Origin of the sequence: Terrimonas ginsenosidimutans, from assembly GCF_022012415.1 — a bacterium.
GTDB classification, from domain to species: domain Bacteria; phylum Bacteroidota; class Bacteroidia; order Chitinophagales; family Chitinophagaceae; genus Terrimonas_A; species Terrimonas_A ginsenosidimutans.
On record NZ_JAKLTR010000006.1, the window covers coordinates 153,441 to 169,243 of the forward strand.

The 15,803-nt window shown below is 45.9% G+C and carries 12 protein-coding genes; all 12 read right to left on the reverse strand.

Annotated features, from left to right (window positions below; translation table 11 throughout):
- The gene (locus LZZ85_RS11055; RefSeq protein ID WP_237871614.1) at positions 1-1,146 is read right to left on the reverse strand and encodes a CaiB/BaiF CoA transferase family protein; all 1,146 of its coding nucleotides are present in this window, start codon (positions 1,144-1,146) and stop codon (positions 1-3) included.
- Entirely contained in the window at positions 1,143-2,309 is a 1,167-nt protein-coding gene (locus LZZ85_RS11060) for an ABC transporter substrate-binding protein (protein ID WP_237871616.1), read from the reverse strand. The genes LZZ85_RS11055 and LZZ85_RS11060 overlap by 4 nt, the downstream gene beginning before the upstream one ends.
- Position 2,310: 1 nt before the next feature.
- Positions 2,311-2,754: a MaoC family dehydratase gene (locus LZZ85_RS11065; protein WP_237871618.1), complete on the reverse strand. Its 444-nt coding sequence runs from the start codon at positions 2,752-2,754 to the stop codon at positions 2,311-2,313.
- 719 nt (positions 2,755-3,473) lie between these two features.
- Positions 3,474-4,244, reverse strand: coding sequence for a hypothetical protein (locus LZZ85_RS11070; RefSeq protein WP_237871620.1), 771 nt, complete (start codon positions 4,242-4,244; stop codon positions 3,474-3,476).
- A gap of 511 nt (positions 4,245-4,755) precedes the next feature.
- Positions 4,756-5,448 carry a type 1 glutamine amidotransferase gene (locus tag LZZ85_RS11075; RefSeq protein ID WP_237871621.1) on the reverse strand — a complete coding sequence of 231 codons (693 nt, stop codon included), beginning with the start codon at positions 5,446-5,448 and terminating at the stop codon, positions 4,756-4,758.
- Positions 5,445-6,215 (reverse strand): YggS family pyridoxal phosphate-dependent enzyme, encoded by a 771-nt coding sequence (locus tag LZZ85_RS11080; protein ID WP_237871623.1) that lies wholly within the window; start codon positions 6,213-6,215, stop codon positions 5,445-5,447. The genes LZZ85_RS11075 and LZZ85_RS11080 overlap by 4 nt, the downstream gene beginning before the upstream one ends.
- 197 nt (positions 6,216-6,412) lie before the next feature.
- The gene (locus tag LZZ85_RS11085) at positions 6,413-7,753 is read right to left on the reverse strand and encodes an alkaline phosphatase family protein (protein ID WP_237871625.1); all 1,341 of its coding nucleotides are present in this window, start codon (positions 7,751-7,753) and stop codon (positions 6,413-6,415) included.
- A 23-nt stretch (positions 7,754-7,776) separates the two neighbouring features.
- Positions 7,777-8,487 (reverse strand): HD domain-containing protein, encoded by a 711-nt coding sequence (locus LZZ85_RS11090; protein ID WP_237871626.1) that lies wholly within the window; start codon positions 8,485-8,487, stop codon positions 7,777-7,779.
- A 99-nt stretch (positions 8,488-8,586) separates the two neighbouring features.
- Positions 8,587-10,017 (reverse strand): RagB/SusD family nutrient uptake outer membrane protein, encoded by a 1,431-nt coding sequence (locus LZZ85_RS11095; protein ID WP_237871628.1) that lies wholly within the window; start codon positions 10,015-10,017, stop codon positions 8,587-8,589.
- A gap of 18 nt (positions 10,018-10,035) precedes the next feature.
- A complete protein-coding gene (locus tag LZZ85_RS11100) occupies positions 10,036-12,921 on the reverse strand; it encodes a TonB-dependent receptor domain-containing protein (RefSeq protein WP_237871630.1) in 2,886 nt (961 codons plus the stop codon).
- A gap of 174 nt (positions 12,922-13,095) precedes the next feature.
- Positions 13,096-14,655: a sodium:solute symporter family protein gene (locus LZZ85_RS11105; protein WP_237871632.1), complete on the reverse strand. Its 1,560-nt coding sequence runs from the start codon at positions 14,653-14,655 to the stop codon at positions 13,096-13,098.
- Positions 14,652-15,800, reverse strand: a complete 1,149-nt coding sequence (locus tag LZZ85_RS11110; protein WP_237871634.1) for a four-carbon acid sugar kinase family protein — start codon at positions 15,798-15,800, stop codon at positions 14,652-14,654. The genes LZZ85_RS11105 and LZZ85_RS11110 overlap by 4 nt, the downstream gene beginning before the upstream one ends.
- Positions 15,801-15,803 lie beyond the last annotated feature (3 nt).

Genomic DNA, 15,803 nt, shown 5'->3' on the forward strand with positions numbered 1-15,803 from the left:
TTAGTGATTTAATAATTCATTCTTCACTTTCTCATTGTGTTCCCCCAACTGAGGTGCAGCGGCCGATGCAAACAAACGCTGTCCGTTGATCCGGATAGGGCAACGGGTAGTCGTAATGTTTCCATTCGCCGTTTTGATCTGCTGTTCCATCCGAAGGCTTTTATAGCCTGCATGATCACGCATTTGTTTCCAATCCAGTACTTCCATTGCCCAAAGACCGGCAGTATGCAGACGCTGCAACCAATATGCAGAAGGCTGAGTAACGAGATGTTTGGCCAGGGTGGCTTTGATCTCATCACGCGAGGAGAAGACAAGATCCTTTGCGTATTGCTCCAATGGTTCACAATTGATCGCTTTTGCCAGTGCACTAATGTCCATCATTGCAAGTGCGATGTGCCCATCAGCTGTTGCATACAATCCATACGGCGCGCCAAGTAAGGGATGACCATTATTTCGGTCACTTCGTGATGGCTGTTGCCCATTGGTATAATAGGTTGTCAGTAATTCAAATTGGAAATCGAGCAACGATTCCATCAGGCTTAGCTCGATCAATGCGCCTTTGCCTGTCTTCTGGCGGCGGATCAATGCAGCCAGTACTCCCTGCACTAATTGAGCTCCGCAAAGTATATCTGCGATGGCGATACCGAAGGGAACAGGCGCCTGTTGTCCGTTGCCTGTGGTATGCGTTAATCCGGTGATGGACTGCAATAAGAGATCCTGCCCGGGCTTATTCTTCCATGGCCCCTTCTTTCCATAACCTGAGATCTCTGCATAAATGAGACGCGGATTAACGGTCTGCAAGGCTTCATACCCAAACCCTTTCTTTTCCATCACGCCGGGCCTGTAGTTGTGTAAAACCACATCCGACTTTGCAATGAGTTTCAGCAACAGCGCCCGGTCTTCTTCATTATTGAGATCCGCCGTAATACTTTCTTTATTTCGATTGATGGTATGAAAAAGCAGAGAGCTATCATCCACCCAAAGATTCTTGATGGCCAGTTTTCTTCCTGCATCACCGGTACCCGGGCGTTCGATCTTTATAACCCGCGCGCCAAGATCCGCCAGCCTCAACCCTGCTGATGGAGCCGAGAGATACTGGCTGAACTCCAGCACTAATAAACCCTGTAAAGGTAATCCCATCATCATGCAATAATTTTTGAATCGTTGGTTACAAAGCTCTTTCTGTATATTTCATTTAATTGCTGCAAGGTTTTCTTTGCGGTCAGTTCGCCTAAAAGAAACTGCTGAACCGGGTCACCGCCATGATCCTGAAAATGCAGATATCCATTGTATCTCGGACGCAGGTAACCATTTTCCATTACCGGCAAACACTGCCTGAAGAAATCGTTGGAAATGCGATTTGAATCAGTATTAAGCCAGGCAGCTTTATGGCCCGGCTGACCACCATTCTGTACATACAACGTTTGCTGCCATTCATTCGAAACCGCTTTCGCTGCAAAATCCACCGCTATTTCCGGATGTTTGCCCGAAGCAGAAACAGACAAACCTGTTCCTCCGATCGTTGTACGCAAACGTGCATTACCAAATCTTACCACGTCTGTATATTTCAATAGATACTTTGAATAGCCGATCCTTGAATAATTGGAATAACAATACGCGAACGGACAATACCAGTAATCATTGGTGTTGCTCATCAACTCCGCCACTGCGATAGGGTTGCATTTGAAGAAACGTTTATCCACAAGGGAATAAAACTCTTTCATAGACTCCAGCGCAGCCAAACCGGTTACTTCGCCGATCACTTCTTCCTGTGTTTGAAATGGCTCTTTGCCATGAGCGATACAGAAGGTATAGAAATTCATCAGTAGATCAATGGGAATTGCCGGAACAGCTACCTTTCCCATTTTTGCTAGTACCAACACTTCCTCCCAGGTCTGCGGAATGCTTTTGTTGTGGTCTGTCAGCAGGTCGCGGCGATAGCTTGCGACGGGTGTTGCAGCATCAATTGCGAGTGCCCATTGCCCGCCTTCATAGTTATAGCTGAAGTGAGAGTCCCCCACTGAGTTGTCCGCCTGATCCTTCAGGTACTGCGCATCAAGATATTTATCAAGAGGCAGTACGCAATTGGTTGCTGCAGCACAACCCACCCAGGGGTGATCTATGATCAGCAGATCATAGTCGAGTGTAAGTTTCTCTATAGGAAAATCAGCAAATTCCTGGAGCGTTCTTTTCTTCCATTGAATTTCCACTTCAGGATGCAGTTCCATATAACGTTGCGAAACGGCGAGCAGTGGCGTGATGCCCCTGCTATGTCCCCAGGTAATACCTTTCAAAATAATTTTCGACATACTATTTTTCTTTCCTGCTTACCAGCAATAAATGTTCACAAACCATTACCAGCTCCTGCCTCTGATTAAACACTTCCACTTTCTCTGTCACCAAACCGAACTCCGGTTTCTTATGATCAGCTTTCGCTGCAATAGTAACCGTTGCTTTAATGGTATCACCAATATAAACGGGACGGGTGAAGCGGAGTTTTTCATAACCATAAGTCATCGCCACTTCATTGACCACTTCAGCTGTCAGGCCAACGCCGATCGTAAAGATCAGCGTGCCATGAGCAATGCGATGTTTGAATGGTTGCGTTTTGCACCATTCTTCATCCATATGATGGGGAAAAAAATCACCGGACTGACCGGCATGCAATACGATATCAGTTTCCGTCACAGTTCTTCCCTTGGTGGTACGCGAACTGTTCAGTTCAAATTCTTCGAAATATTGTTTGATAAACATGGGCAGTTAATAATGGATTATTGACCGGTTAGGCTGACTGAACTGCTTTTGAATGTCGGAGAAACACACGAATACGGAATGGCTGGGTAGCCAACGTGGAGCGGGCATTTCACATGACAAATCTTCTGCATAAAATCAATCGTTACAATGATTTCCCACCGGGGAAACAGCGCTTAAAAAGCACTTGTAATCAAAGCATTAAATTAGAATGAAGGCGATCGGGATTCAATGTCAGGTTTTACTGAATTGATGGAAGATTTTCCTATTAACAGGAGGAGAAGGAGGAAAAACGGGGAAAAGAGGCGAATGGGGCGCTTTTATTGATTACCGGAGGTGATAAGGAATAATAAAATCGTACAGGGGCGGCGGTCATTCCTGTACGATTTTACTATTTAGGGGAGGTGCGGTGTGCGGGGCGTTTGGGTTCAATCTTATGTTCGATTTGCGAAGAGGGAACGCGGCGGCCGCGACGATACGCGGCGAGGCGAAATACAACATGTTCCCATGGCTGTTCGCGGCGGCCGCGACGAAACGCGGCAAGCGCGACGAAATACAACATGTTCCCATGGCTGTTCGCGGCGACCGCGACGAAACGCGGCAAGCGCGACGAAATACAACATGTTCTCATGGCTGTTCGCGGCGACCGCTGCGTATCGCTGCGGCCGCCGCGTTCCTTCTACGCCTGCTTTCCAGTATGTAAAACAATTTACGGATGAAGATCACTTCACCTGGTATGGCAATGAAAGGTCCTTTGATAAAACACTGTATACCTTATAAACACCCAGCATCGGCATCTTGCCATCCCCGGTGTGTTCACCGCCGCTGCCGGTAGAGATCTGCATATACGCACCCACTGCATCATACTTGAAAGATGTCTTAAAGCGAACACGATAATCAGGAACTACTACCCTGATCGCCTTCCCCTCCTGCACTACCTGGAATCCCGGGGAATCCATATACATCGGCATCCCGGGATTGGTTCTCGGAAGCACAATCGTTTTATCTTTCGGATCAAACTCTTTAACAGAAAGACCGCCGGGCACACGCTTATCCTGCACAAGCACTACCCAATGCGGATGCCAGATGATCTTATCATTGCCATAGTCCCCATCTCCGTCTTCATCCCATAAGGGCGTGTCATCGAAATCAGGATGCGCTGTCAACGCGAGAGCAACAATGCCTTCGGTTTTACTGAAACCAATATCTTCCGAAGATAAACTGGTGGGGAATACATAACCGTCAACAGGTGCACCATTCATCTGACCCGCTGGTTTGGAAACGCTTCTTCCTGCTACTCCCTGTACAATGATCTCAAACTCCAGTTGTCCCCATTTTTTGTTGTGGGTTACACTGGCAGATACAATCTTATAATCTGCTTCATTGATGTTTGATTTCACTTTAGCTTTCTGACAGGAATCACAATACTCTCCTGCGAACGCTGTTAGGGCCATTGCAGCAAACAGGCCTGCCAGCATACATACTTTTTTCATACAAATTTGTTTTTGGTGTTATTTTGAAATAGAAATAAAAATCCTGAGCCATAAAATAAAATTTATGACGATCAATATTTTCGTGAGAGTAAGAGGCTATTTGTGATCAGCAATAAAATGATGACCTGGAAATTTTGTCCCAACTGAGCAAGAAATGCGGAATACCAGTCGTCAAGATTTCCGCGAAATCGCTGACACGGATAATCGCGTCGCCTTTACCAATTGAGCGATAGGCAATATCCCTTCCTTTTATATGGGCGAATCGAGTTCTTGAGTTGATTGCAGCAGTATCCTGCACCAACTCTCCTGTTGAGGTTGACAATAGTGACATAACTCTTTTGATTTGATGACTAACCGGGCTTAAGGGAACAGAGATAGTTATAGCATTCAGTGTGCAGCTGTTTGCTATAAAAAAGAATTCCCGGCAAAATTCTGCAACATCAGACGGTCAATCAATGCGCAATCACTGCAACGTGTTGTATAATTCCGGCAGAACTGACGAACCGTTACTTTATTTTGAAGACGTACAAAGCTTTCGAAGAATATTCGCCATTAACTCATTAGGCTCATCGAAAGATTGATACTCCGCTATCTCGTTCTCATCCTGTATGAACTGATCCCTGATCAATTCTGCTGCACCATACTTCAGCATCTCTGCAACAGAGCTGGAATTTGCCTCCAGATGAAACTGCAACCCGATCATTTTGTCACCAAACGTGAATAATTGATGATTACATGCAGCGGAAGAAGCTTGCATCACACCGCCATACGGGTTGTCGAACTTATCGCCGTGCCAGTGAAAAACAGTCAGCTTACCTGGCACTGGCGCTCCAAGCCATTCAGCGAATGTTGCATCAAAATCAACAGGAAACCAACCGATCTCCTTTACTTTATTTGTATAAACGGTTGCACCAAGTACACATGCCAGCAATTGGGCACCCAGGCAAATCCCGATCACCGGCTTCTCATCTTTGATTGAGTCAAAGATGAAATTCTTTTCATCACCCAGCCATTTATAAAGATGATCGTCATAAACTCCCATTGGACCACCCAGGACTATAAGCACATCAAAATCGGTCATTGAAGGAAAAGCTTCCTGTGCCCATGTGCGGGTAACAGTAATAGTATGCTGATGCTCCTTCAGCCAGGTTTCGATAAAACCTAATCCCTCGAAGGGTACGTGTTGTATATAATGAACTCTCATGCTGACTTTTGTTCGTTCCAGTAATAACTATCCGGGTGAATCCGTTTTCCAAATATAGCCGTTCCAACCCGTACGATGGTAGCGCCTTCTTCGATAGCCGTTTCCAGGTCACCGCTCATACCCATGCTGAGTGCCGAATGATCATTCAGCAATCCGAGATCGACTGCGTTATTACTGATCTGTTGCAGCAGGCGAAATGACGGGCGGACTTTTTCTGGGTCGGCATCAAAAAGGCCGATGGTCATCAACCCTTTTATATTAAGGGTCTCATACCTGTTTGCCATACGTAGCAGGTCAATTGCATGGTCGGGAGAAATACCGAATTTACTTTCCTCGAAAGAGGTATTGACCTGGATAAATATGTCCATTTGCCGCCCTTCAAATTGTAAACGGCTATCCAGCTTTTCGATAAGATCAGGTCTGTCTACTGACTGAATACAGTTTACATATTTCAGAATATCTTTGATCTTGTTACTTTGAAGGTGGCCGATGAAATGTCTTTCAACCGCAAGTGGAGATAGCAAAGAGTCCTTCTGTTTTAGCTCCTGCACCTTATTCTCCCCTATCAGTGTTTCTCTTGAAGCAACTGCTTCCGCGATCAATTCGGCAGACACAGTTTTTGTTGCAAGGAGAAGCCGGATCTCATTTACATTCCGCCCGGCACTAAGAGCTGCCGCCGCGATCCGGTTTTTGACCGCCGCCAGATTAGCCCGGACAAAATGACCATTTGATGTAGGAGAGGAAATATTTTTAACTTGCATATTCATAAACACCTGCAAGGTAGAATTTGCCTGGCTTAGTGACATCATCCAGAAATATGAAAACAAGATGGTCCAGCCGGCAGAATTCCTTTATTATCCCTGTTACCTATAAAGCACTCTTCCCGTCATCGCATCTTACCGGCGGAAAAATACCGGCAGGATGAAATAACGGGAAGAAAATAGACAGAGAAGAAAGAATGGAGTTATCTGATCAAAATGTCCTGATTCAATTCCTGATTTCCCTGCTTAAACGAAACACCCAACATTTTCGCCACCGCAGGTGCGATATCAATAAGCTTCATGTGATCAACAACTTTATTGTTCGTGAATCCTGCGCCAAATCCAATAAAGCCGGTTTGTATCTCCCGGAAATCAGGGAAGTATCCATGCGCACCGCCTTTTCCTGGCGAAACAAGCGCGCCTTCTGTTTTTGTGTTGATAGACACGCCCTGGATTGCAGCCAATGCCAGTGCGGCATTGGGGTCTGCACCGGCTTTGCGCAATGCCTGCTGGTCTACGATACGAAATAATCTTTTGATCGAATCCGGCTGCGTTTTCAGCATGTTGACGATCTTATCAAGCGTCTGTTTATCTGAAGGATCTTTTAATTGAAGAAAAACAGAACCGCCACCGGAATTGAACTGCGCTTTCCAGTTCCTGTCGGGACCATCTTTTGCGTCCAGCAAACCTGCCTGCACCAGAAGGATATTCGGTGAGAATGATCTGCTGACATTCACAAATCCATGATCACCGGTGATGATGATCGCTGTGCTGTCGGCCATACCGGAAAGTGTAACCGTCTCCCAGATACTACCGATCACACGGTCAGCATTGGCGATCGCGGCTTTAACCAACTGACCACTCCTTCCCTGAGTATGTTCGGCATGATCAACACCCGGCAGATGAATGGTCAGCAAAGAGGGCTTATATGTTCTGAAGAGATAAGCTCCGATCCTTCCAATATTCTCATCGATCTTTGAGTGATTGATATTGAGATCAACCGCTTCCATCTGTCCGGTAGCTTTCAGCTGTATTTCTTCGAAAAGACCTTTTGGCGTTGCATGCAAGCTGGTTGGCCCTCTTCGGTCGAGCGGATTTTTGATAGTGAATGCTTCAGGGATATTATAATCCACGTCAGCCCCAACAGATACCGGCCAGGATACTGATGCCGTTTTCAATCCTGCTTCTTTAAAAGCAGTCCACAATGTTTTCGTTTTGATCAATTCCGTTTCACTGTTCCAGATCCCGGTTGCACCCAATGGCTGAAACGGGGTGTTGTAGTAGATACCATGTTCTGCGGGGTAAGCTCCTGTAAGAATACTTGTGTGTGAGGGATAGGTAACAGAAGGGAATATGCCGTCTACACCCCTGGCCGATACACCCAGCTTTGCCAGGTATTGCATGTTTGGGGCTGGCCAGGTTGAATCAAGATAGAAATCAGGACGGAACCCGTCGACACTGATCAATATTACGTGCTTTGTTTTCTGCGCAGAAAGCTGTACTGAACCTGTCAATAATCCTATCGCTATAAAAAGATACTTCATGAATTACTATTGAAAATTTACATCTACTGCAATGTACTTATCTCCCACTTGATATTCTCTCTCGCGGATGATTCGTAGAGTTTATTAAAGAAATCTGTTTGGAAAATTCTCGGCATATTCAGAAAATATTGCATCACGCGTTTTCGCCCCGCATCAAAGTTGGGCGAATTGGAAAATTCCTTCCGGACATTCCCAACATATCTTTTGTAATATTCCCTGTCGAGTCCGACGATAGACATGTCCGCATCATTAAAAAGATTGGTGTCATTATCTTCCGACAAGGCATGTGCTTTTGTAGCGAGAACAAGCGCTTCTACCTTTTTTATAAACGCGACCGGAAATCCAGCAGCAGTCAGTCGTTGAACTGCCAGCTCAGCGCTTCGCTCTTCATCACGACGGTCTTCTGAACCGTAAATGATATCATGATAAACAGCGGCGATCACCAATGCATTCCAGTCGCTGACCTGATCTTTACATTTAGTAAGCTGATCGTAAAAATTGGAGATATGTTCCAGGTTATGATAAAATCTTGTCGGCCCCGTATATAAACGTTGCGCTTCAGCCCACAATGAATCTGCAACCTTTTTATCTTTTATCTCCAATACAACAATTCTTTTGAATTCCTTGCCCGCCGCAACAGCAAGACTATCCAATGGTTTCCCATTTGCCAGTATAGTAGAGGAAACGCCCAGTAGCAGAAAAATATAAACAAAACGAACAAAACGATTTTTCATGTCAGATCAATTTATTTTTATTAACACCATTGACCACTGCTGCCGGAGGTCTTATATATCCGGCATACAATGGTCAATGGCCTTTTATTCTGGTTGAAGTTATTTCAGCATTGGCAATACGCCTGCCGCTTTCTTATTCTGTACAAGAACTCTATTCATATCGAAATTCATCGTCACGATGCCCGCGGTGCGGTCGTAGCCAAAATTATCCATGCCGAGATTTCCCGGGATATAGGAAGGAATAACCGCTTGCGTTTGCTCTGCTTTCACGTTCGGGTTATTCTGCATTTCCACCTGGGAGATGGGGAAACGGATCCCAAGATCTGTCATGCGACGCCCTTCGGACATGAAGATCTCCTGGCGCATCAGGCAGAGCTGATATAATAATGCATCTTCTGTAGTGGCAGCATCCAGGTCAGCAGCCATGACTGATGTTCCGGAAACTCTTCGCACGGTTATATTTCCAGCCTGCCGGCCAAGAATAAAACCAGGCCGGGCGGGAGAATTCGCATCAAACTTTACCTGTACAGATGCCAGCAGCGGATAATCGCTCCTGTTACCTTTTCGCTGAGCCTGGCTTCCGTTTATCGAAGCGGTAGGACGATTATTCACGACCGTGCTGATCAATTGCTTTAATGTTGTACGTGCATTGTCGAGTTGCCCGCTGCCGATCATTGCCTCGGCAGCGATCAGGTAAGCTTCTTCACCCTTAAGGATAGCGATGGATTTCTGGTCTGCATTCGCTGTTCCTACGTGATAATACTTCGGGTCAAGAAAATCAAGACGTGGCAGCGGTGCGTAAGTATTGGTGGAGCTGCTGAAGGTATAGGTCTGCATGGTATTCGAAACGCCATTAATGCCGTCAAACTTTGCTTCAACTAAAAGCATCGGCGCATTGGCGATGATCGTCTGAGCCGCCTGCAAAGCGTTTGTACGATTTGCCATACCATAATAGGCGCGCGCCAATGCCAGTGTATAACCATTCTTTTTCGCCGCATCAGTTTGCAGTGCGATCGCCGCGTTGAAATAAGCTACCGCTTTTTGAAAACATTCATTGGCGGATGCCACCTGTCCGGCAGCCGTTAATGGCAATGCATTATAAAGCTCTCCGCTCAGCAGGCATGCATATCCACCGAGAAAATTGATCTCAGCATTTATATCTTTTGTTGTGGTTACATCAGCAGGTACGATCCTGGTCAAACCATAATCCGCCATTTGCGTAAGACGGCCGATCGCACGCTGCATGTTATCAACATCCAGATCAGAATACAGGATAGTCGGAAAGTCAAATACCTTATTGGAAAGAGAACTGTTGTTGTAATAATTATCCGAAGTGATCTCTGTAAAAGAAACAACCTCGTTCAACGTTAGCGCTAACTGGCGATACATACCGTTCAGCCAGATGGACGATGATTGCGTTGTTCCAACAAATGATTCGTCCGTGATATTCGGATTGTCAACATCTTTCAACTGGCAGGAGGCTAATACGGCCAGGCCTGCAGCGCAAAGAATCTTTGAAATATTTTTCATACCTGTTATTTGGAGTGGTTAGAAGTTAATTTTAAGTGTGCCGATAAATTGACGTGGCATAGAGAAAGCCGCATAATTCAGACCGCCGGTTGTAGCAGAACCCTGCCCCTGTGCACCACCCGCCATCACTGCTTCCGGATCAGATGAAGAAGCGGTAAAGTTCAGCGGATTTACCGCAGTGATACCAACAGACATTTGCTTGATATGTTTTCCGATGATCTTCTTGTCGAAATTATACACCAGGCCAACCGTTCTGATCTTGATGAAATCACTTTTCTCCACAAAAAGCTGTGAATAGTTCAGCCAGTTTGTGGCGCCATTCTTTGCGATCTCTGCTGCCGGCACTCCATCTGTTGAAGCACCGTAGTTGATCCGGAATTGTTTATCCCAGTTATGCAGGTAGCCACCTTGCTGGTAATCTGCATTTGCAAACATGGACAGATTCTTATAACGAACATTCAGACCGGCGCTACCTGTAAGTGTAGGAATGGTTGAACCGAGAAACTGCTGCGGAGTATAACTTTCCAGTACACCATCTTTAAATACACCATAGTTGCCGCTGATATAACCTACAGGGAACCCTTCTTTCACTACAGTTTGTACCGTACGGGAAGTCATGCCGTTCAGGTTGAATGAAGGAGCGCCTCCTGTACTTACGACGAGGTTATCTACTGTATTTGCAGAAGCACGTACACGCACATCCCAATCTTTGTTCTCCAGCACAGATACTACTGCAGAAAATTCCCATCCTTTATTGGTGATCAAACCGATATTCTTTAGTGTGTTCGTCTGACCAGTCGATGCCGCAGGAGGAACAACAAACAAAGCGTCGCGTGTTTCATTATCGAAATAGTTCACAGTAAGGGATACACGGCTGTTCCAGAGGCCAAGATCAAGACCGATCTCTTTTGAGTAAGACTTTTCCGGTTTTAGCTCTTCATTACCCGGCTGACCAAACGTCGCAGATTGTCCGCCATTGAAACCCGTGAAGGCAATCGTTCTTTCATTGGCGAACGGGGTCGGGAAGATCCCTGCCACACCATAGTTAGCACGAACCTTCACCGTTTTGATAAAGTTCTGCTGCCATTTCTGAAAGAATGGTTCAGCGCTAAGAATGTAAGACACCCCAAATTTTGGGTAGTATTGTGTGCCGATCAGTTTACCAAAGGCCGAGTTATTATCACCTCTCACACCCAGATCAAGATAATAACGGTTCTTATAACCAACATTCTCCTGCAGGAACAAACCTGAATTCACTACTTCTGCGAGATACTCATTGCTTGTACGGGTAGCCGCCTGGTTTACGGTGAGGGCTCCATCGCGGATATCCTGCCCGATATAAGCGATCTGATGGTCCTGGTTGCGGAACAGCTGCGCCCCACCGGTGGTGAGGAAAGAGAAGTCACCCACGGTCGCATCATACTGACCGGTAAGTTCAAGCGTCAGGCCGAGATAGTTACGGTCGTACTTGCTTAAAGAACCGGTAGTATTGGAGCGGATGTGACGGTTGAAAGCATTCGATACAACAGATACTTCCGTTTGCGTACGATAGTCCACACCAAACGTTCCTTTGAATACGAGGTTCTTCAATGGCTGCAGCTTCAGCACCTGTGAAGTCTGAAAACGATTGACCTTTGAAGTGTTATTCATCAGCATTTCCGCAGAATCAACGAATGCTTTTACTTTCGCGAAATCGGCGTCAGATAATGAGTCGAGCTTAGGATTAAAGCCGGGCCCTGTGATCTTTGAAGCACCGTCTTCGGCAAACCACAGACCGGAATAACCGCCGGAGTTGCCATTTCTTGTTCTGCGAAGATTTTGGTTGTTATAGGTAAAGGAAGATTCGTAAGTGAGTTGATCCAGCAGTTTTGCATGAAAGCCGGTCCGGAAATCGATCTTCTCCACCTGGTTTTGATTATGGATCAGTACGCCGTCAGACTTGCTATAAGCAGCCGCCATGCTGAAACCGAAATCATTGTTTCCGCCATCGGCACCGATGCTGTATTTGCGATATCCTCCGTTCTCAAATAAAAGATCTTTTGTTCTGTTGAAATAAAGGAAATCATTGGTCGGCGTTTCAAGACCGAGATCAACGCCAGCGCGGAAGTTAGCTTTACCCGAACCTCTTTTCTTTGTGAAGATCTGCAATACGCCGTTTGCCGCATCTGATCCATATAATGTGGTAGCGGCACCACCATTGATAAATTCGATCTTTTCAATATTCTCAACAGGTATATCAGAAAGGGCGCTGGTAGAAGCTCCCTGTGAAATGCCGCCTGAAAGCGTCATGCCCAATGCCGGCGCAGTGTTCAGGTTATCCACCCGAACCCCATCAACGTATACGATCGGAGTCGAATTGGAAAAAGCAGAGTTAAACCCTCTTGTTTGTACGATAGACGTTGCTCCTGCCTGCCCTGCTGACATTTTGAATTGTGCATTCGGGATCTGTGATTGCAATAGCTGATCGATCCTGTTTGCCGGAAGATCTCTTAGTTGGGCTTCAGAAATAGACGTTACATTGGTAGAAAGGCGTCTTTTGCTTACACTCATCCCCTGCCCGGTAACTACTACCTCATCCAGTTTCACCAGGTCTTCTTCCAATATAATATCGAGTGAGGCTGACTGTTGTGATGGCTCTATCTTTCTTTCCTGTGGCTGATATCCGACGGCTGTGAAAACAATAGTCAGTGTTTTCGATGCAGCAGCAGTTGGTACATTAAAAGAAAATCGGCCGTTGATATCTGTAACGGTTCCGGCTTGTGTCCCGCTGATTTGTACTGAAACACCGGAAAGGCCTTTTTGCCGGACCTGGTCAGTAACAGTTCCCTGTAGTTTTTGCTGCGCGAATGCCTGACTGGCGACGAGCAGCAGGAGAAAGATTGTTACGGTATTTGCTATCCTCATAACCTCGTTAGTTTAAGTTGTTATTAAGGCGCAAATGTCAAAGGTGATTGTTAAGTAATCATAAACGGTCGATTAAGGAATGATGAACGCAATATTAAAAGTATGATTATCCAATCCGTTACTTTGAGGAGGAGCAAAACAAACCGCATTGTTATATAACAATACCTGCCAGAGTCAGCCAGTAATATTCCCATTCGAATGCGATGCCTTTTTCCACCTGCTATACACCAGGTTCTCCGCTATCGCCGGCGGCGGAAAAAACAAACTCGCAAGATATCCAATCACCAGTACGATCAAATGACTGTAAACTCCCAGCATCAGCTTATGATGCGTGAAATTAAACCTCCCAAGATCCAGGATCAGTTTTTTATCATTTACCCCGACCGGCGTAGACGTCAGAAATGCATATGCAGTAAAAAGAATGCAGACAACAATGCCGATATTCACTCCCTGCCTGTTGGCGCGTTTACTCAAAAAACCCAGCATGAAAATACCAACGATACCACCAGAGAAGATCGCATAGATCGTGAAGATCACACCTAACACGCCTTCATTCCCCACACTCAGGTAGATCGCTCCGATACAGGCCGAAAGAATTCCGGCGAATACGACCATCGCCTTACCGGCAAAAAGATATTCCTTGTCCGCCCGGTTCTTCCTGATCTTCTTATAATAATCCTCCACCCCAACCGCGGCAAGCGAATTAATGTCCGCACTCAAACTGCAGATCGCCGCAGAGATCAATGCCGCCAGTATGAATCCGATGATCCCAACCGGTAACTGCGTTACCATAAAATGCGGGAACACCTCCTCAGGGCGCATTCCCTCCGGCAGCCCTTTTTGCTTATACAACACAAACAATGCAGTTCCAATGAACATAAACATTGCCCAGACAGGTACCGCCAGAAATATTCCCATTAAGGATGCTTTGATCGCAGACTTATCCGTTTTCGCAGTCAGATATCGTTGGACTACTGTTTGATCTGTTGCATATTTCTGCACAGCATAAAAAGCCCCGTTGATCACCATGACAAATAAAGTCAATTGTGTAAGTTCGAAACTATACGGGCCGAAGCCTGCCCGATCATTTGCTGAGGCAATTTTGATTGTTTCAGTCCAGCCTCCATCAATTGTAGACAACAGGATCACAACGCAAATTATTCCGCTGGCAAACAGCATGAATCCCTGGAAAACATCGAGCCAGATCACGGCCTGTATGCCACCCTTCAGATTCACTATTATCAAGATCAGGCTAACGACCGCTAATACTACAAACGGATTCAACGATGTGATGCTGCCTATCGCAGCAGACAATAGAAACAAGACTGTTCCCATGCCCGCAAACTGGCGCAGTACAAATGAAGACGAACTGTAGTACCGGGCAAAAAGGCCGAAGCGCTTCTCAAAATATTCGTATGTGCTAAGACCGATGACCCGGCGATAAAGCGGTACAATAAACCAGACAACAAACACCAGCACAACAGGCACCATTAGCCCCTGCACCAGCAGGATCCAGTTGCTCGTAAATCCCTGCGCAGGATATCCGAGAAATGTTACGCTGCTGATCAATGTCGCGAGCAAAGACAGTCCAAGTGCCCAGGAAGGAAAATGACCTTTTGAAAGAAAAAAGCTCTCCGTGCTTTTCTGCCGTTTTGCAAATCGAAAGCCCAAAAACAGCGTAATCCCCAACACCAATGAAATGATCGTGTAATCAATAAAATGTAGTTGCTTCATGATTGCTGGTTATATGGCTTCGTTAAATAAAGATCTTTGATGCTCTGAGGGACCGCATAGCTGCCCGGTTTTACGGTAATGTACAGATCACCTGCTTTCATTCTTACAACACCTCGCTGCGATTCATTGGCTATATCAAATGATGAAAGTTGTAACCGCTTCAAGATCGCAGCAGCCGTGCTGCCGCCTTCAATAAAAATCTCACGGAAATGCAACTGCTGCTGCAAATGCTGAACAACACCTGCCATTGATTCGCGTATATATTGCGGGGTAAGATCGGCAGTATGGCCAACTGCGAGAAGAAGTTTGCCGCCCGAATAAACAATATCCTGTATTTTGGCAAATTGAGCATCTGTAAAAGAGAAAGGATCCCTCGCAAGATCCGTATGGTGCAGATAGATAACATTGCCGGATCCCTGATCAATTTGTTCAACTAACCTCTGGCTCGTTTGAGCAGTCGTTCCACATACATACAAATGCGGTAACAAGATTGCCGGATCATCACTGAAACGTTCCGCGAAGCTGGCTGCCAGCAATCTCTCAAAAAAATCACCGGCGCCGGCAAGAAGCCATGCTGACTCAATAAGGCCTACCCAATGATCCATATCTTCAATCGTAGATGCTTCAGCGATTGAAATAATTTGCTTCCATTTATCCTGACCTCTCGATAAAACATCTACACCTTTACCGTCCTTACTGATCATTTCTTTGACCAATGCCGACTTCACCGGAAACTCCGGGTCATCTGCAAAAGCTGTATCCGTGATTAATTGTTCGTTAATGTAATATTGTCCGGAAATGATCTTCCGGCCCAAAGAAGGATTAGCCGGAAGGATGATTGCCCGCTGCTTACCCGTAAGCTGCATCTGTACACTGATCTCATCAAACACATAGCCTCTTAATACAGAATCTATCTTTTTATAAATAAATGAGGGATTCAGTTCCTGTAAGGCAACAACGATGTTACGGGTAACTTCCAGCGCGTCAGCCCTGCTCATCGATCGGCTGTCACTTGACACAATGCAAACATCACACGCTTCGTAGGAAGCAATACCAGTATAAAGCTTTACCTGCAGACCATAGCGCAAGCTGATACCTGCGAGCTCGGCAGCACCCGTAAAATCATCGGCAATAACGGCAATCATTTT